Source organism: Cellulosilyticum sp. I15G10I2 (assembly GCF_900095725.1).
Lineage (GTDB): Bacteria > Bacillota > Clostridia > Lachnospirales > Cellulosilyticaceae > FMMP01.
Genome location: NZ_FMMP01000012.1, coordinates 25,610 through 44,390, shown reverse-complemented (window position 1 = coordinate 44,390; position 18,781 = coordinate 25,610). Strand labels below are relative to the sequence as shown.

General features: G+C 38.1%; 18 protein-coding genes. 2 read left to right on the top strand and 16 right to left on the bottom strand.

The window, feature by feature from the left end; genetic code table 11:
• Window positions 1-120: 120 nt before the first annotated feature.
• The 3 genes from BN3326_RS13655 to BN3326_RS13650 all read right to left on the bottom strand — a co-directional run bounded on the left by BN3326_RS13655 (window position 121) and on the right by BN3326_RS13650 (window position 3,278).
• Window positions 121-1,890, bottom strand: a complete 1,770-nt coding sequence (locus BN3326_RS13655; protein ID WP_069999806.1) for a M3 family oligoendopeptidase — start codon at window positions 1,888-1,890, stop codon at window positions 121-123.
• 206 nt (window positions 1,891-2,096) lie between these two features.
• A complete protein-coding gene (locus BN3326_RS22050; RefSeq protein ID WP_171903837.1) occupies window positions 2,097-2,267 on the bottom strand; it encodes a hypothetical protein in 171 nt (56 codons plus the stop codon).
• Window positions 2,268-2,336: 69 nt separating this feature from the next.
• Complete coding sequence (locus BN3326_RS13650) at window positions 2,337-3,278, bottom strand: 2-hydroxyacid dehydrogenase (protein WP_069999805.1); 942 nt, start codon at window positions 3,276-3,278, stop codon at window positions 2,337-2,339.
• A gap of 226 nt (window positions 3,279-3,504) precedes the next feature.
• On the opposite strand from BN3326_RS13650, the gene BN3326_RS21505 reads away from it, so the two are divergent.
• Complete coding sequence (locus BN3326_RS21505) at window positions 3,505-3,654, top strand: HAD family hydrolase (RefSeq protein ID WP_141722923.1); 150 nt, start codon at window positions 3,505-3,507, stop codon at window positions 3,652-3,654.
• Between the two features lie 7 nt (window positions 3,655-3,661).
• On the opposite strand, the gene BN3326_RS13645 is transcribed toward BN3326_RS21505, so the two are convergent.
• Window positions 3,662-4,603 carry a PHP domain-containing protein gene (locus BN3326_RS13645; protein ID WP_069999804.1) on the bottom strand — a complete coding sequence of 314 codons (942 nt, stop codon included), beginning with the start codon at window positions 4,601-4,603 and terminating at the stop codon, window positions 3,662-3,664.
• A 217-nt stretch (window positions 4,604-4,820) separates the two neighbouring features.
• On the opposite strand from BN3326_RS13645, the gene BN3326_RS13640 reads away from it, so the two are divergent.
• Complete coding sequence (locus tag BN3326_RS13640; RefSeq protein ID WP_069999803.1) at window positions 4,821-6,209, top strand: aspartate ammonia-lyase; 1,389 nt, start codon at window positions 4,821-4,823, stop codon at window positions 6,207-6,209.
• A gap of 184 nt (window positions 6,210-6,393) precedes the next feature.
• Here the strand turns inward: BN3326_RS13640 and BN3326_RS13635 are convergent, their stop codons facing one another.
• The 12 genes from BN3326_RS13635 to BN3326_RS13580 form a co-directional block, all read right to left on the bottom strand.
• Window positions 6,394-6,765 (bottom strand): metal-dependent transcriptional regulator, encoded by a 372-nt coding sequence (locus BN3326_RS13635; RefSeq protein ID WP_069999802.1) that lies wholly within the window; start codon window positions 6,763-6,765, stop codon window positions 6,394-6,396.
• Between the two features lie 79 nt (window positions 6,766-6,844).
• Window positions 6,845-7,801: a M14 family metallopeptidase gene (locus BN3326_RS13630; protein ID WP_069999801.1), complete on the bottom strand. Its 957-nt coding sequence runs from the start codon at window positions 7,799-7,801 to the stop codon at window positions 6,845-6,847.
• Complete coding sequence (locus BN3326_RS13625) at window positions 7,785-9,149, bottom strand: MATE family efflux transporter (protein WP_069999820.1); 1,365 nt, start codon at window positions 9,147-9,149, stop codon at window positions 7,785-7,787. Before BN3326_RS13625 ends, BN3326_RS13630 begins: the two co-directional genes overlap by 17 nt.
• Window positions 9,146-9,967: an ABC transporter ATP-binding protein gene (locus tag BN3326_RS13620; protein ID WP_069999800.1), complete on the bottom strand. Its 822-nt coding sequence runs from the start codon at window positions 9,965-9,967 to the stop codon at window positions 9,146-9,148. Before BN3326_RS13620 ends, BN3326_RS13625 begins: the two co-directional genes overlap by 4 nt.
• A gap of 13 nt (window positions 9,968-9,980) precedes the next feature.
• Entirely contained in the window at window positions 9,981-10,799 is an 819-nt protein-coding gene (locus tag BN3326_RS13615) for an ABC transporter ATP-binding protein (protein WP_069999799.1), read from the bottom strand.
• Window positions 10,796-11,620, bottom strand: coding sequence for a nickel/cobalt ABC transporter permease (opp1C, locus tag BN3326_RS13610; RefSeq protein ID WP_069999798.1), 825 nt, complete (start codon window positions 11,618-11,620; stop codon window positions 10,796-10,798). The genes BN3326_RS13615 and opp1C overlap by 4 nt, the downstream gene beginning before the upstream one ends.
• Window positions 11,621-12,562, bottom strand: coding sequence for a nickel/cobalt ABC transporter permease (gene opp1B, locus BN3326_RS13605; RefSeq protein WP_069999797.1), 942 nt, complete (start codon window positions 12,560-12,562; stop codon window positions 11,621-11,623).
• A gap of 86 nt (window positions 12,563-12,648) precedes the next feature.
• On the bottom strand, window positions 12,649-14,289 hold the full coding sequence (nikA, locus tag BN3326_RS13600) for a nickel ABC transporter substrate-binding protein (protein WP_074463616.1): 1,641 nt from the start codon (window positions 14,287-14,289) through the stop codon (window positions 12,649-12,651).
• Window positions 14,290-14,471: 182 nt separating this feature from the next.
• Window positions 14,472-15,386, bottom strand: coding sequence for a LysR family transcriptional regulator (locus BN3326_RS13595; RefSeq protein WP_069999796.1), 915 nt, complete (start codon window positions 15,384-15,386; stop codon window positions 14,472-14,474).
• A gap of 256 nt (window positions 15,387-15,642) precedes the next feature.
• Window positions 15,643-16,872 (bottom strand): [FeFe] hydrogenase H-cluster maturation GTPase HydF, encoded by a 1,230-nt coding sequence (hydF, locus tag BN3326_RS13590; protein WP_069999795.1) that lies wholly within the window; start codon window positions 16,870-16,872, stop codon window positions 15,643-15,645.
• 20 nt (window positions 16,873-16,892) lie between these two features.
• Window positions 16,893-18,311, bottom strand: coding sequence for a [FeFe] hydrogenase H-cluster radical SAM maturase HydG (gene hydG / locus BN3326_RS13585; protein WP_069999818.1), 1,419 nt, complete (start codon window positions 18,309-18,311; stop codon window positions 16,893-16,895).
• Window positions 18,312-18,467: 156 nt separating this feature from the next.
• Window positions 18,468-18,740, bottom strand: a complete 273-nt coding sequence (locus BN3326_RS13580; RefSeq protein ID WP_069999794.1) for a TM1266 family iron-only hydrogenase system putative regulator — start codon at window positions 18,738-18,740, stop codon at window positions 18,468-18,470.
• Window positions 18,741-18,781: the final 41 nt, after the last annotated feature.

The window sequence follows — 18,781 nt, the reverse complement described above, 5'->3', positions numbered from 1 at the left end:
TAAAATAATAAATAGTATGGCTTTAAATAAGTTGATTTATTTAAAGCCACACTATTTATTACTCCTCTTATGAATTTGAGATAGTTTTTACAACTAAAAAAAGACCAAATTGGTCTTTTTTTAGTATGCCTGCAGAAACTCTTCAATATCCGCTTCTACTATTTTAAGTGAGCTTCTCCAAAAATCTACACTGCGTACATCTATATTCATTTCTTTTGTAACACCCGCAATAGGTTTTTTACCGGTTACTGCCAGAAGTTTTTCATAGGCTTTTGGGAAATTTTCTTTATCTTGTTCATACTTTGCATAAAGTCCTTTGGCAAATAAAAGTCCAAATGCATAAGGAAAGTTGTAAAAATTAGCACTTGCATAATAGTAATGTGGCTTCCATGTCCACATATAAGGATGTAAATATTCTGGATCTAAACCATCTCCATAAGCCTCTTTTTGCGCTTTAAGCATTAAATCATTGAGCTCTTTAGGTGAAAGCGGCCCATCAGTTCTATTTTCAAAAACTTCACTTTCAAATAAAAATCTAGAATAAATGTCCACAATAACTTGTGTATAGTCACTGATTTCTGTTTCTAATATGGCAAGTGTTTCTTCGACGTCAGCTTCTTTTAAAGCTGCTTTTTTAACAATCGTCTCACAAAATGTAGAAGCTGTCTCCGCCAGCGGCATAGGAGGATCGATATTAAGAATGCTCTCTTCGTTTAAACACTGATCATGAAAACCATGGCCAAGCTCATGCGCCATCGTAATCACATCACTTAAGTTATTGCCATAGTTAAGCATAATACGGCATTCACCTATACTATGGAGTGCATAGCAAAAAGCGCCTCCCACCTTTCCCTCTTTAGGGAATACATCTATCCACTCATTATCCATTGCTTTTTGTGCAAAGTCAGCTAACTCCTTACTAAAGGCACCAAAATTCTTTAAGATAAAGGCCTTCCCTTCTTCATATTGAAAAGACATTTCTTTTTGTACAACTGGTGCATATAACTCATAAAATGGTAGTCCATTTGTATAACCTAGTTTTTCTGCTTTCTTTCTAAGATATTTTCTAAATAGCGGGAGACTCTCCTTAATCGCCTGAAGCATTGCATCAAGGGTTTCCTTATCCATTCTGGAACTTTCAAGAGTCATCTCTAACGGTGAAGTATAGCCGCGCATCTCACAAAGTGCAAGTACTTCTCCTTTAATGGCATTAAGCGCTGCCGCTGTGCCTTCTTCTATCTTTTTATAAGAAGCTATTTCTGCCATGTAAGCTCTTTTTCTAATCTCCTTATCTTTATCATACGCCATATTAAGAACCTCTGTTAAAGGAAGCTCTTTCTTTTCTCCGCTTACCTCTATCTCTACTTTATGGGTGGCGATTAATAAATTTTTATAGTTTACCCACGCACTAGATCCTGTATTTTGCATTCTGGCAATAATATCTTCTTCTTTTTCTGCTAACATATGTTTTTGTTCCCGTACTATTTCCTGCAGATAAAATGTATGTTCTTTTAACAAATCAGAAGAACTGATTATTTCTTCAAGTTTTTCTATCTTGCTGATCCAGTTACCTAACTTTGCTTGTGTTCCTGCTAACTGGCTCATCTTTTGCTCAAGCACTGCATCATACTTAGTGGCTGACTCATTTTGTGAATCTACACTTAAAGTAAGCGCCGCAAAAGCACTTAGCTTTTCATGAAGACTGGTAAGTTCTTTTACGAGAGTGATATACTGTTCTAATTTTTCCTTTTCATGATCATGACTTATTGTATTATCATTAACCCAGTTTTTTATTTTTAAAATAAGTGATTCTAATGTTTTAATATCTTCTTTAAAGTGCTCATCTTCAAATGAATGATAAAGTTTTTTTAAGCTCCAGTTTAATTGCATACTTATCTCCTTTTTTAACCAATGCACTATTTTTATAAATCTCTGTATTATATTTATAAACTTATAATTTATGTTCTACTCTATATTATTATACACATTAGCTCCTATTCTCAATCATTTTTTATTCTCTGTAAACGTCTCTAATGACATACTAAAAAAATAACGTATAAAGTATTAGAAAATCTTTACTTTATACGTTATTTTTATTATTTGTCATTAAATATTTTAACATCATCTAGATCGGCCTTTTTAAGCGTTGGGTATAAGTAATCACAAATAAATGATTTTTCTTCTTCTGCTGTATAAATACAGGATTCCCAAATCTGAGTCGCTTTAGGTTCATTTTTGGTTGACTGAAAAGTCTTTATTTTTTTCATAAATATCACTTATCCCTTTCTTTCTATAATAAAAAGGATCAAGCACCTGACACTTTAGTTATTCAGCTATTATATAACGTTTTGTGGTCTTCCTTGCAGCCACTTATCAATATTATCAAATACAATGACAGCTCTTTTTTCTAATGCTTCCTTAGTTGCAAAAGCTACATGAGGCGTTACCACAACATTAGGCGCATCAAACAAAGGATGATCAGTGGGGACTGGCGGTTCCACTTCAAATACATCTATCCCAGCTCCCGCAATCTGTCCACTTTTTAAAGCCTCAGCAAGTGCTGTGCTATCTACAATAGGTCCTCTTGCCGTATTAATAAGCACCGCATTTTTCTTCATAAGGGCAAGTTTATCTTGATTGATAAGTCCTATTGTTGCGTCATTTTGAGGGACATGAAGAGATACAATATCACAAGTTGCAAGCAGTGTATCTAAATGCACATATTGGACACCCGCTCCTTCTTTTATAGATCGGCTATAGGCATAAACCTCACACCCAAAGGCCTTTGCAATATTGGCTGTTCTTAAGCCTATAGCGCCGGTCCCTATAACCCCAAATTTTTTGCCTTCTAGTTCAAAACCAATAAGCCCTGCTTTTGTTCCACCTTCTCTTGTTACCTTATCACATGGAATAAGACGGCGATAAAGTGCAAAAAGCAAACCAAATACTAAATCTGCTACAGCAACAGTAGAATAGCCCGCACAATTACATACTGTAATACCTCTTTCCTTACAATACGCTGTATCAACATGGTCTACACCTGTAAAGGCTACACAAATCATCTTTAACTTCGGACACTTTTCAATGACTTCTTTTTGATATTTAAAATTGGAAAGGACAACAACATCTGCATCTTTACTTCTTTCTATTAATGTCTCTGCATCTTCTTGTCGTGTATTGTAATACACAATCTCCATTCTGTCCCCAACAGTATTTTTTGCCATATCTAAAAGCTTACTTTCATCTACGCCTAATGGCTCTAATATGACTAATTTCATTCTCTTTCTCCTTTTCTAAGTTAATCTATCTTCCACTCTTTATAAATACTTATCTTAATTATAGTTTTGTCTTAGCAAATTTGCTACTGTTAAATATAATGTTTTTCTTCTCTTTTTATATTTCATTTGTGCTTTAGTTGTGTTCTTTTGATTGCATTGACTTTCACTACTATCTAGCATAGTATTAATTATATTCCAACAAAAATCTTAGAAGGAGATGATCCTCGTGATAAAACTTGTTGCCCTTGATATGGATGGTACCTTACTTAATAACACAAACCAAATTACGCCAAAGACAGCTCAAATAATAAAGCAAATGCAGAAGATGGTATATCCCATGCACTCAAAACCTTTATTCTTAAATAGTTTAAGTTAAATACTTTCTAATACAACTTGTTTAATAATGCATTCCCATAAAAATAATCAAGGTCAATCCCGCACTCCCCAAGCTCTCTTGCATTTACTATGTGCTTTTTATAATCCCCATGATAATCAGATCCTCCTGATATAATAGCGACTTTCCCCGCATATTTCTGCCTGATTTCTTTTTCTATTTCTTTGTTTTCCATAGATCCCTTATAACTGGTTTTATCATAGGTATAACACGCTTCTATACCATCTAATGAGCCCTCAATGAGTCCTTTAATATACTGGTCTCTAGAGCGCGTATACCCCTTATAACTTACCCTGTCTTCTATCAAGTAGGGATGTGCTAAAATCGCAATGCCTCCAGTTCTGTGGATTTCATCTATAACCTCTATAGGATCTGGCTTTTTACGGGTGCTTTTTAAGCTTAGATCATTCTGAATAAATAGCTTTGCCTCTTGCCAAGATTCTGTATACCCTTTTGACGCCATTAGTTCATAAATATGTTTTTTTTGAATCAATTCTGGATGATTTACATTGTTATTTACCTTAAGCACCTCATCCCAAGTAATATCTATTCCTTTTTTATTAAGTACTGCTATAAGCGCCTTATAGCTTACTGCCCTGCTCTTTTGAATCTCTCTTTCTAGTGATTTAAAATAAGCATCCTTCCAATCACATCCTAACCCAATAATGTGGACATCTTCATTACTGGTATCACAAGAAATTTCTATTCCTCTTATAAGTTTTAGGCCCTTATCTGCTGCATACTCAACGATGCTTATTTTATTACCATTTTCTATTACACTTTCAACAGGTATCCTGTCATGATCTGTGATAGCAATAATTTTCATACCTACGCTGATCGCTCTGTCTATCAATTCTTTAGGTGTATCATGTCCATCTGAACAAGTGGTATGTGTATGCAAATCACATAAATACATAGGTGTATATCCCATAAAGATCCTCCCTCCTATAACTTACTGTTAAAAACTAAACAGCTCTATACCTTATTGTACTCTATGATTTTAATAACTTTCTAGTACTTTATCTAGCTTTGACTGATTACTAAGGCCCATTTTGCGCTCTAAAGAATATTGGTAGTCTTATCTAAGTAAACATGCTATACTTTTTTTAAGTTATAGATCAAATACTAAATACAAGAGGTATGAACCTATGAATATAAGGGAAGAAAAAGATAAAATAGGAAGTCTTTCAGTTGAAAGAGATGCTTTATACGGTATTCAGACTGTACGGGCGTCAAATAATTTTGCAATTAGTAATAATCATGTAAGACTGGAACTTGTTTATGCCATGGTTACTATAAAAAAGGCTGCTGCCATGACTCATAAAGAACTTAAGCTGCTAGATGACAAAATAGCTTCTGCCATTATAGAAGCATGTGATAGAGCTCTTAGGGGAGAAGTGAATGATGCTTTCATTACCAATGCCCTGCAAGGCGGTGCCGGCACGTCAACTAATATGAATGTGAATGAAGTGATTGCAAATTTAGCACTTAATCACTTAGGACTTCCTTTAGGAGATTATCAGAGCATCCACCCTCTAGATCATGTGAATAAAGGACAGTCCACCAACGATGTCTATCCCACTGCACTCCGCATCGCTGCTATTAAAGAGATCCGTGCTTTAAGTGATGAATGCAGTAAACTCCAAGAGAGCCTTCAGAAAAAAGAACTTGAATATGCCGATATTTTAAAGCTTGGACGTACAGAACTGATGGATGCCCTGCCTATTACACTGGGCCAGGAATTTGGTGCGTACGCTCAGGCTATCTCTCGTGATAGATGGCGTATCTATAAAGTGGAAGAGCGTCTGCGCCAGATTAACCTTGGAGGTACCGCGGTGGGAACGGGCAGTAATACCAACCGCAAATTTACCTATAGAGTTACTGATATCTTGCGTGAACTTACAGATATGGGACTTGCTCGAGCCGAATACCCTATGGATTTGACCCAGAATAATGATGTATTTGTTGAAGTATCAGGGCTTCTAAAGGCTCTCGCTGTTAATCTTATGAAAATCTCCACAGACCTGCGGCTTATGAACTCTGGACCTTATGGAGGCTTTGGAGAAATCACACTAGAGGAGCTACAAGCTGGCAGTACTATCATGCCTGGCAAAGTGAACCCTGTTATTCCTGAAATGGTAACTCAAGTTGCTATCAAGGTCATGTCTAACGATAATGCGATTACGCTTTGTGCAGCAAGCGGCAACTTTGAACTAAATGCCTTTATGCCGTTGATTGCAGACAGTCTGCTTGAAAGCTTGAGTCTCTTAACCCATACCCTTGCTATCTTTCGGACAAAATGTATCGAAACACTTACCCCAAATGTTGAAGCCTGCAGAGCTCACCTTGATCGTTCTCTTGTTTTGGCTACTTCACTAGCTCCTTATATCGGTTATGAAAATGTAGCTTTTCTCATCAAAGAATGTGGCAGTGACGCCACCAAAATCCGCGAGTTAGTTTTACAAAAAGAACTCTTAGACGAACAGACTCTGGACAAGCTTCTTAATTACCGTCATGAGATGACTTACCTGGTATAGAGCAGTCCTATCCTCGCAAAACAAACGTCCTTTAAACTAGATAAAATACCTTTATTAAAAGTAAAACAGGCGGATAAACACCCTTTTTTTGAGTGTTTATCCGCCTACTAATTCATTTCACTTCTCTATCTAAACTGTTGGACCAATCAACTAAGAAACCCTTTTTATGAATTCAGCATCTTTGTTAACTATTTTCCCTTACTAAAATTTTCATCTTTTCGAAGCTTTGTTCACTAATAACATGTTCTATTTTGCAAGCATCCTGTTCTGCAATATCCTTATCAACACCTAGCACCATCACAAGAAATTGTAAAATGACTTGGTGTCTTTCATAGATCTTATTAGCTCTTATTCTACCCATCTCAGTAAGCAAAATATTGCCCTTCTCATCTATTGTAATTAACTTGTCATTTTTGAGAATCCCCATAGCTCTACTTATACTAGGCTTTGAAAAATTAAGCTCATTGGCTATATCAATGGAGCGAACACTTCCTGTTTTTTTCTCTAGCATCAAGATAGTTTCTAAATAATTTTCGCCCGACTCGTAAATTGCCATAATATCCTCCTATAGTAAACTTACCGTCATTTTAACATATCTCCTCAAAAGACTCAATATCCCTGGCATTTCATAGTGACTAAAAGTCAACTTCTCCATAGGCTATTAAGGGATCCCCATTTGTAACAGCTAAGGCTACCATCATATAAAGTACAACGCCACTTATTTGAGCAAAATAGGACCTCATTGTATTGCCAAAAAAGTCACGGATTTCTCCTATTAGTTCTCCCTCCGTAACTTTTTGCCCCGCCACAACTTGGGGATACCAGCACCCCTCGCAGTCTGCTTCTAAATAAACTGCCCTGGTAATATTGTACGGTGCTTGCAAAACAGAGGTCTGACTTGCTATAATGCCAAGATATGCCAGCACACTTCTGACATCTTTTTTATAAGCTTCTACCTCTTCTTTTGTCCAAATACCTGCTCCGCCACGTTCAACTAAAATCCCTGGAACCCCGCGGATCGCTGCTGAATTATAAGCACCTGTTGTGGCCCCTGATTTCACCATATATTTTACATCTAAAACTGCAGCTACCTCTTTTGAGGCGGCTACTATGTCTTCTTCTGCAATGCCCGGATAATAGACAAAAGGTATGACTGCTTCATGCAGATCTCCCCCATGCAGATCCATATAAAAATCTGCCTTACTTTGAAACTCATAGGTCAGCATATGCGCTATTTTTTGCGTTATACTGCCATCTTTATCTCCTGGAAACTCCCTGTTCAGATTCTTTTTATCCTCTGATACAAGTGCAAAGATGCGCTCTTTAAAAGCAGACGTATTCACTGGATGGATGATAATAATCTGTCCTGCAATGTCCATTGGATCAATTTCTTGTGCCAGTTCAATAGCTGTTTGGATACATGGATATTCGCCCCCATGGATTCCCGCTGTAATAAGAACAGTCTTACCCTCACTTATTCCATTGATAAGTGTCACCGGAAACTGTACTTCTTCATCATAAACTCTGATAAACCCTTGAGTTTTTTCTCCAGGCGCTGCCTCAAGGTTCCCTATTTTAAGTTGCTCTAGCATATAAGTCTTCTCCCTCCTTTTGAGAGTTCATAATAAGTCGTGTTTTTTTGAGCTGTACTATTAAAAATAAACTTCTGCCAAAATAGAATGATAAAAGCGAAAGCCATAACCCATGATTGTGCCATATCGGAACGGCAGCTGCCCATACTAAAATACTTAAACCTAATGCCATAATCGTGGAGTTACGTACCGGCCTTGTAACCGCTGTACCTGTAAAAACACCATAAAAGGCTAAGCCAATTCCTGCAATCAGCGGATATAGAGCAATCCATAGATCATAGCTGCCTGCCAAACGAATAACCTCCCCTATATCTGTAAAAAGCAGTATAAGCTCTTTACGCAGCAATACATATACAGGCGTTATACAAAGGATAAAAATCCCTACCCATTCTCCAGTCTTTCTCCAGCATGCCTTAAGCAAAGCTTCCTGTCTTTGTCCTGCCGCCTTGCCTGCATAAAAGCTGGAGGCGTTGGCTAAGCCGTCAAACATATAAGAAATAACATATTGAATCTGATGTAATATAGCATTAGCAGACAGCATGAGCGTGCCATAGGACGCACTGGTCGCTGTAAATAAATTCGTTTGAATCAATAGACATGCCGTACGTACCATCAGATCTGCATTGACCCGCATCATTGCCATCAGCGAGCTTCTATGTAATATCGATTTGATTTTCATCTCTTCTTTATCAAACTTACCATGCATCACAATAAAACCTGCACCTATCATAAATGTAACCACCTGTGAAATCAGGGTTGCAGCAGCAACGCCGCCTACATTCATATTAAAATACTGCACGAACAAAAGATCTAATAAAATATTCAGGACATTGCCAGATATCTGCATAAAAAGTGCCATTTTAAGTTTGGCCTGCCCCATCAGCCACCCGAGTATCACATAATTAACGAGTACAAACGGTGCGCCCCAAATCAGGATGTAAAAATAGGTTCCTGTAAAACTCTGCACCTCTTTTTCTGGGGATAAGATAGACATGGTCGCCTTAAATAATGGATTCTGAAGTATGATAAAACCTAGCCCTACAATTAAGGCAATGCTGCAAGGGCGAAAAAAAGCTGTCGTTCTATCCCGCTCACTCTCTTTACCATAAGCCTGTGCGCTGTAACTTGTGGTACTGACTCTTAGAAATCCAAACAGCCAATACATGGTATTAAAAATCACACTGCCTACCGATACCCCTGCTATATAAGCTGGATCTGAAAGACGGCCTACTACTGCGGTATCTACAGCACCCAAAAGCGGCTGAGTCACTGTCGAGATAATAAAAGGAACAGCAATTTTCAAGTAATCCCAGTGGGTAAGGTGTATCTTTTCACTTACTTTACTCATATCACTTTAGACTCCCATTCTGGCTTGATATCTATTGGCATTACCGCCCTTAAGAGCTTTCTTGCATACTTATTTTTTAAACTGCTTAATCTGCTTATATCATCGACTTGTTCAACAATCTGTCCTTCATGAAAAAACATTACGCGATCACATAGGTAAGTGATGGCCGTTAAATCATGGGTAATAAAAATATAGGAAAAACTATACTTTGCTCTTAACTCTATCAGAAGATCCATGATCTGTGTTTGTGTCGATACATCAAGGGAGCTGATCGCTTCATCTAGTAAAATCACCTTTGGCCGTACAGCAATGGCTCTTGCAATACAAACTCTTTGCAGTTCTCCCCCGCTTAGTTCATGAGGATACCTGTCTTTAAACGAACTATCTAGTCCGACTTGTCTAAGCAGTTCTTCTACATGCTCTTCTTTTTTGAACTTTGTTTTACTCGTTTTCATAATAAAGCGCAAGGATTCTCCAATAATATCCTTGACGCGAAAACGTGGATTCACAGAGGACGTATAATCTTGAAAAACTACACTTATTTTATGATCGCATCCAGGGCTGCCTGATTGATACGATCTGCCATAAAGCGGCATGCCATCTAAAGTAACTTCGCCTTGGTCTGGCTTTAAAAGACCCAGTAGAACTTTACCAAAAGTGCTTTTGCCGCTTCCGCTCTCACCTATAATACCAAGGCATTCTCCTTCTTTAAGTATCAGATGAACACCTTTTAAAACCTGCTGGCGCTCCTTGCCCCAAAGGCGTTTCTGATTTTCTTTTTTAAAGCTGACGTAAACGTCTTTCGCCTGCATAATCATATTCATGCCTCCTTTAGCCTCGTTGATAAACAACCCGCTCAAACTGATTCATAACCGCCATTCTTTTTTCAATGAGCATCCGTGTGTACGGATCAACTGCATGACGGAAAACATCTCTTAATGGGCCTTGTTCCACTGCTATGCCTTTATGCATAATCACTACATCATCCGCAAGCTGCGTAATAATCCCAAGGTCATGGGTTACAAAAATAATGGCTGCATCCAGTTCTTGCTTGAGTCGTATAAATTCTTTGATAATTTCAAATTGAGTAATTGAATCTATGGCAGTCGTAGGCTCATCTGCAATAATGAGTTTGGGCTTTAGAGCCAGTGCAAGCCCAATCATAACACGTTGCAGCATCCCTCCACTAAATTGATGGGGGTACTTTTTCAGCACATCTTCAGGATTTTTAATCTGCATTCTCTCTAAAATATCGACTGACTGTAATTGTATTTCTTTAGACGAAAGACGCGTATGTGTCCTAAAAGTCTCTTCCATCTGGGTTCCTATGCGGTAAAGGGGATCAAAACAGTTCATAGGGTTTTGTAAAATCATACACATGTCTTTTCCCCTAAGGGTACGCTTTTTTTCCCCTGACATCTCAGTAAGCTCTCTGCCGCTTAGTTGTACACTGCCTGTTATTTTATAGTTATGATCTAAAAGACCCATAATTGCCTTGCAAGTCATGCTTTTTCCGCTGCCTGATTCTCCTAAAATACCAAGACACCTGCCCTTTTCTACAGTAAAAGAAACATCTGAAACTAACACCTTCTCATGCCCTTTTTGTCTGGTGCTGACTGACAAATGATTAACTTCTAATAGGCTGCTCATCGTCTTACCTCCTTTGGATCAAGGGCGTCTCTTAGACAATCCCCCAACAGATTAAAAGCTGCGACCAAAATAACAATGGCTGCTCCTGGGACTATCATTTGGGTAGGATTTGACGTCATGACATTTTTAGCTTCACTTAACATAGCGCCCCACTCCGGCATAGGCGCCTGTACCCCAAGTCCCAAAAAGGATAGGGTAGAAATATTTAAGATGGTCCAGCCCGTATCTAAAGTGGCCAGCACTGCCATCTCTGAGGCAATACAAGGCAACATATGCCGCGTTAAAATATATCCCGTTCCAGATCCAATACTCCTTGAAAACAGTACGAAGTTTTTGTGGGTATACTGAATCACATTGGTTCTTATCATCCTTGCATACCAGGCCCACTTAATAAATATATTAGCGATAATCACATTCCTGATATCTACACCTAAAAGTGCTACAATAGCTAAAATCATAATCTGACTTGGAAAAGAAAGCATCACATCCACAATACGCATGATCACCTCATCCACAGCCCCCCTAAAGTATCCGGCCATAACGCCCATGGAGGTGCCTATGGCGATAGTCCCTGCCATAGTGAGTACAGATAAAAACAAAGTAGGTCGTATACCATAAATCATACGGGACAAAATGCAGCGTCCCAAATGGTCAGTCCCTAAAGGAAACTGTGCAGATGGTGCCGCAAATTTATTTAAAATACTATTGACATACGGATCATTGGGTGCAAAAAACGGTGCGAAGACCCCCAGTATACTGGTAAATAAGATAATGATAATACAAACTATTGCGAGTTTATTTTTCAAAAACTGCCTTATCACTTAAGCCACATCCCTTCTGAGCCTTGGATCTGCTGCATACTGCAAAATATCAACCCCTAAGTTGCAAAATACAAATAAAACCCCCATCATCAACACATAAGCCTGAATAACTGGATAATCCCTATTAAAAATCGAAGCGATGCACAGTTTGCCAATCCCCGGCCATGCAAATACATTTTCGACTACAATGGTGCCTGCAATCAGCTGCGGCACACTCATACCCAGGGCTGTAATACAAGACTGCAGTGAATTTTTTAAAATATGCTTAACTAAAATAGTCCTTTGCTTTAAGCCTCTGGCCTGAGCATATAACACGTAGTCTTGACGCATATTCTCGAGCATGTTGTTGCGAATCAGACGAATATAGGTGGCAATATACGTTAAGGCTACAGTTATTGAAGGTAAGATCAGATGTTTAAGAGATCCGCTGCCGCTGGTAGGCAGTAAATCCAGCTTAATGCTTATCCACCACATCAGTAAAAGCCCCACCCAATAGGCGGGCATCGCAGTTGTAAGAAAAACAAGCCCCCGCATGATTCTATCAAACCAGCTGTCTTTATAAACGGCACAAAAAAAGCCTATAGGCAGGCTTAAACCTACCACAAAGAGCAGTGAAAACCCAGCCAGCTGCAAGGTAGCAGGCAGACAGCGCCTAAACTCTCCCAACACAGTCCTCGCAGGATTCGTATAACTTACGCCAAAGTCAAGTCTTAAGCAGTCACCCATCCACCTTACATACCGTACTAAAAAAGGCGCATCCAGCCCCAGCTGTGCTTTCATCTCATCAATAGCCTGCTGTGTGACAATAGGCGTTTGATTGACACGCAGCGCCACCTCTGCTGGATCTGATGGAATGAGGTTGATAAATACAAAACATAAGAAAGATATCCCGATTAAAAGAGGTATTGCAGCGAGGGTACGCTTAATGATATAATGCTTCATTTCTAAGCCTCCTTACAAAACATAGCTGCCAAAATGCGAGTTTCCTCTTCATTTGGGCAGCTTAGTGAGTGTATTTTTAAATCCTTCTATTTTTCGAAATACATTTTTTCCATAGGCACTTTATATTGTGTCTGTGCAAATGTTACATTTTTAAGTGCTGAGGTATAAACCGCACGGTTGCATTCATAAGTCAGCGGAATATAAACTGCATCATCATGAAGTCTTGATAATACAAAGTTATAAAGCTCCTGACGTTCCTTTTCATCTGTAGATCTAAGAATCTTGGTAATCGCCTCATCTATTTCAGCTTTATCATGCAGACCTTGCTGCGCTGCATAATCTCCATAAACTGGCTGGCGCATCCCAGCTAGTGAAGACTGTGGATCATAAGGCATCCCCCAACAGATATTAAATACGAGGTCAAAGTTCCCTGCCTTCATATTATCACGATAAGACTGCTCTTCTTCTCCTGTAATATTAAGTACAATACCTACCTTAGAAAGCTCTGATTGTAAATATTCTGAAATGGTTTTTTCTGTTACACTATCACTATTATATAGCAAAGCAAGCTCAAGCTTTTTGCCATCTTTTGATCTTACATTTCCACTTTCTGTCCAGCCCGCTTCATCTAATAAAGCTTTTGCCTGATCAAGACTATATGCATAAGGCTTAAGGTCTACATCGCAATAAGGTACAGTTTTTGCATAAAGTGTATCTGCTGGCTTTTCTAGTCCATTGAAAATGCCTTCCGAAATTTCTTGGCGGTTAATCGCATGTTGCAGCGCTTTTCTTACATTAGTGTCTTTTAAAATGTCATGACTTGTATTAATAACAATTTGTCTGGTAGACGTTGCCTCTGAAATAGCTGTTTCAAATCCTTCTTTGTCTTTGTACTTATTCATTGCCTCTGCATCGATCATATTTTTACCATAGATCAGGTCAATTTCACCTTTTTCTAAAGCTAAAATGCGGGTTTGATTATCCGGAATAACCTTAACGGTAATTTTTTTAATTTCAGGCTTTTCTCCCCAGTAGTTTTCATTCGCTTCAAATACTGCATATTCATCTGTTACAAAATCTGTAAGTACATAAGGGCCTGTTCCGATATAGGCACTCACACCATCTTTTGTTGAGCCTTCAAGCATTGCTTTTGGTGAAATAAAGCGGAAGGGTCTCGTTACGCCAAGCTCTGTAAGCATCGGGTAATACGGGCCGCTTAGGGTGATTCTAAATATGTATTCATCTACCACTTCTGTTCCTACCAGCAGATTCATCATCTCAAGCCAAGTATGTCTTTCTTTATTTTCTACAATAGCATCAAAGTTTGCTTTAACAGCCTCAGCATTAAACTTCTCGCCATCTGAGAAAATTACATCTTCTCTTAACTTAAAGGTATAAATTGTTCCATCCTCAGAAATCTCCCAAGACTTAGCAAGTGCCGGTGCATAACCATCCTTTGTGATCGTTACTAGCGATTCATATAAAAGCTCCTGTGCATACATCTCACCTCCATAAAGATGGGGATTTAAATCACGAATATCTCTAAAATTGACGTAAGTGAGCTCTGTTTTCTTTTCTGCTGCATCCATAGTTACTGCTTTTTGGGCTTCTGTATTGGTTTCAGACGTTTGCTCTGGCAAATTTGATTTTGGAGCACATCCTGAGAACATACTTAGAGCCATTACCCCAGCTATGCCTAAAACTGCTATTTTTTTATTTCGTATCATGTTTTATCTCCTTCATTAATAGGTCTGTACTCAAGTTAGCTTTAGCTAACTCAAATGCAAAAAAATATTCCTTCCTCTTAGCTTCGAGTATGATTGTAGCACGAATCAATTTTTCTGCATAATATGGATTCTTTATAGCCTGCTTATTCCATATTGTTATAACCCCTTGTTATAAAAACTGCTCAGCTCTTATTGATGGCTTGATCTACCATCATTAAAAACTCTGATACTTCATGCGATAATTCTTCATTTTTACGCTTTACATACCCGATTAATAAGCATTTTTCACAGCCAATAATATCTACCGACTTAATATCATACTGTTTAAAGTCCGCATGAAGAAATTTAATACCGAAGCTGCAAATATCTGTATGTAGCAGCAAGTTAATGAGTACATGATCACTGTTAGTATGGATAATCGTATTAAATTTGTTCATACATAGTGCCCCAATACTAATTTGATCTAGATGATGTTCCATGGAGAAGAAGTCTTTTGAAGGCTGTACAAACTTCAGATCAGCAAGTTCTGAAAATCCTATGGAATCCCTGTTGTACAGTGGGTTATTCTTCCCAACATAAACACAAGGACTCTTTTCTCCAAGTACTTTAAACTCTAAATTTTTATGTCCTAATATATGCTCAAAAGACTTTTTTTGAACCTCAGATATATAGAGAATACCTATTTCCGAACGGTATGTATTGACATTTTCTACGATTTTTTCGACTGTATCTTCAAGAAACTCCATTTGCAAGTTCTCTTCTTCATGTTTTTTATAATAATTACAAACTATTTGTGAAATCATATTGCTGGGGTAGCATGACACCCCAAACTTTCTGCGAGCCTTTTCTTTAACAATAGAACTCATAATGTCTGCATTTTTTAAAATGACTTTGGCATATTCATAAAGGCGTTCTCCCTCTGGGGTAAGGCTGACACCCTTACTCGTACGGTAAAAAACCTCTGCCCCCAATTCCTTCTCAAAAGCTGTTATGACCTTGCTTATATTAGGCTGTGAAGTATAAAGCTCTTTTGCTGCTTTATTAATACTCCCAAGCTCAGCTGTTGTTATAAAATACTCAAGCTGCTTAATTTCCATAATCATTCTCCAATCATTACCCTATTAAAAATCAAATAGTGGTACAATGAGTTAGTCTCCGCTAACTCATTGTACCACTATTTGATTCTTCCGGTAAACACCTTTTCTATCTATTATTTCTATTTTTTTAAGAAACTGAGTTCTTCCTCTATACTGTGTTTAACTGCTCTTATCTGCCATAGCTTCCCGACATAAAAAGGCACTCAAAAACCTCTTTTTAGGATTTTGAGTGCCTTTCTTTCATTGATCTCTTCTTTTATACTTCCTCCAGTAAATCTGCAATATAAGGGAAAGGTTCCACACTGCGCTTAAGTATCCCCTGCATATAAGCTATTAATATGCCGTAGTTTGTGATAGGAATCTGCTGATCTTTTGCGCACTGAACTCTATATTTCATTTCTCTTTCATTAAGCATACAGCCGCCACAATGAATAACAGCCTTATACTTTGATAAATCAACCGGAAACTCACGGCCGCTGGTGAATTCAAATTGTATTTGTTTGCCTGTATGCTGCGAGATCCAACGGGGTATTTTCACTGTACCAATATCGTCACACTGACGGTGGTGAGTACATCCTTCTGATATTAAAACCGAGTCACCATCCTGAAGCGTTTCAACTGCCATAACGCCCCTTACTGCTTCCTCAAGATTACCTTTATATCTGGCAAAAAGAATAGAAAAAGAAGTCAGCATAATATTTTTTGGGGTATCTGCTGATACTTTTGCAAACACTTGGCTATCGGTAATTACTAGCTTTGGTTTCTTTCCTAGATTTTCAAGTGTTTCTCTAAGTTCATATTCCTTTACAACGATAGCTGTAGCATCTGCTTCTAGTATGTCACGAATAGTCTGCTGCTGGGGCAAAATCAAACGTCCTTTAGGGGCTGCCTTGTCAATAGGCACAACCAGTACCACAAAATCCGAAGGCTCTAGTAAATCTGCTACAATCCTAAATTTAGATTCCTGCTGTGGAACCAGCTTCCCGATCATTTCTTTTAGTTCATTAATGTTTTCACCTGTGGAGGTACTTACCCAAATCATTTTGTCCGCTTCGTTGTGTTTGTCTTTTAATAATAGCTTCTCTCTACTCACAAGATCCATTTTATTTAAAATTACTATATAAGGAATACTCTTCTCCTTAAACCTTTCAATAAGATCCGTATCCTCTCTCATCATACCAATTGTGCCATCAACAACCAAAATAGCCAAATCTGTTTTATTTAAAACCTGATAACTTTTTTGTACTCTAAGTCGCCCAAGCTCGCCCTCATCATCAAGTCCTGGTGTATCAATAAGCATAACTGGCCCAAGCGGCAGGAGTTCCATTGCCTTATAAACAGGGTCAGTCGTTGTACCTTTAACTTCTGAAACGATGGCAAGATTTTGTGCTGTAATAGCATTAATAACACTGGATTTTCCGGCATTTCTCTTGCCAAATAGTCCAATATGAAGACGATCTGCCGAAGGTGTATTATTTAATTCCATGATAAACGTCCTCCCTATTACTAGAATCTAAAATCCCGATTCCCCTCTTCAATTTCTTTTAAATTCTTATAGACGATTTCTCTTACTTTTTCCTTTGGAACATTCGGAACTTCTCTTTCAATAAGTTTTTCACCAATTGCTTTTGTCTCCTCTGATGCATAATCCAATAAGTATTCTTTTAAAGTCATCAGCGCATTAGGGTCGCAGCAATTTTGGATCTGACCACTCTTTAAGAGGCTCATAAAACGATCTCCCGTTCTTCCTTCTCTATAGCAAGCTGTACAAAAACTCGGGATATAGCCTGATTCCATAAGCCATGATACGATCTGATCAAGGGTTCTAGTATCTGAGATATCAAACTGTTCAGATCGTGCATCTTCTGGTTCTTCTTCAACGTACCCGCCTACACTTGTTTTGGAACCTCCGCTTATTTGTGAGACACCAAGCTTAAGTACCTTCTCACGACAGACTTGACTTTCACGAGTAGAAACGATCATCCCCGTATAAGGTACTGCAATCCGAATACAAGCAACAATCTTTGCGAAAATCTCATCATCAATACCATTATCAAACGCATCTGGATCTATATCATCTGCTCTGCGGATACGTGGTACACTTATGGTATGTGGCCCTACGCCAAAAGCAGCTTCTAAATGCTCTGCGTGCATCAAAAGTCCTGCAAATTCATAGTCATAACCTTCAAGTCCAAATAATACACCAAGCCCTACATCATCAAGACCGCCTTCCATGGCTCTGTCCATAGCTTCCGTATGATAGGCATAATGATGTTTAGGACCTGTTGGATGAAGTTTCTCATAGCTCGTTTTATTATAAGTTTCTTGGAATAAAATATAGGTTCCAATCTCTGCCTCTCTTAGTTTTCTATAGTTATCTACCGTTGTGGCAGCTATATTCACATTTACGCGGCGGATTGCGCCATTTTTATGTTTGATGCTATAGATGGTCTTAATACTTTCTAAAACATATTCAATAGGACTATTAAGAGGGTCTTCCCCCGTTTCTATTACCAGACGTTTATGTCCCATATCCTGAAGCGCTATAACTTCTCTTCTGATTTCTTCTTGAGTTAACTTTTTGCGGGCAATATGCTTATTCTCATAATGATAAGGACAGTAAACACATCCATTTACACAGTAGTTGGATAAGTATAATGGTGCAAATAAAACAATACGATTACCATAGAAGTCTTTCTTAATTTGTTCCGCTAGCTTAAAGATCTCCTGATTTTTCTCTTCATCGCTGCAGGCAAGTAAAACAGATGCTTCCCTATGGCTTAGCCCCTGTCTTAACTTTGCTTTTTCAAGTATTTGATTGATAAGTTTTATATTGTTTTTATTTTCTTTTGCATAGGACAATGTTGCTAAAATCTCTTCATGACTAATAAATTCTTCAGCTTTTAATGATTTCACATTATACATGATGTTCTCCTTTTGCCTATCCAGATCAGATATGATTACGTCAAAGACGCTCATCCTTTCCTGTTGGCTTATTTTTTTGTGACTTACTTTAGGATCTTCACAGTCGACTGCACTTTTATACATCGTCTCCTGTACAGATTTAAAGTGTTTATCGCTTTATACTTCTTCATCTAAATTTAAAGCAGGAACTTTCGAATAAATCGTTTTGGTGTTGATACCAGGCAGCATCCCAAGTTTTCCTGATAGTGCACTAATCACATCAGCTGGTGCATCAATCACCACGCTGATTACTGATATTCCGCGCTTCTTATAAGGCACCCCCATTCGCCCTATGATGTATTCGCCATATTGATGCAGTAATGCATTCATTTTTTCTGTGGATTCTGTTTTTTCTACTACAATACCAATTAGAGCAACTCTAGTATCCATAGCGCTTTCCTTCCGTTATTAATAGGTAATAAAAAAATGCA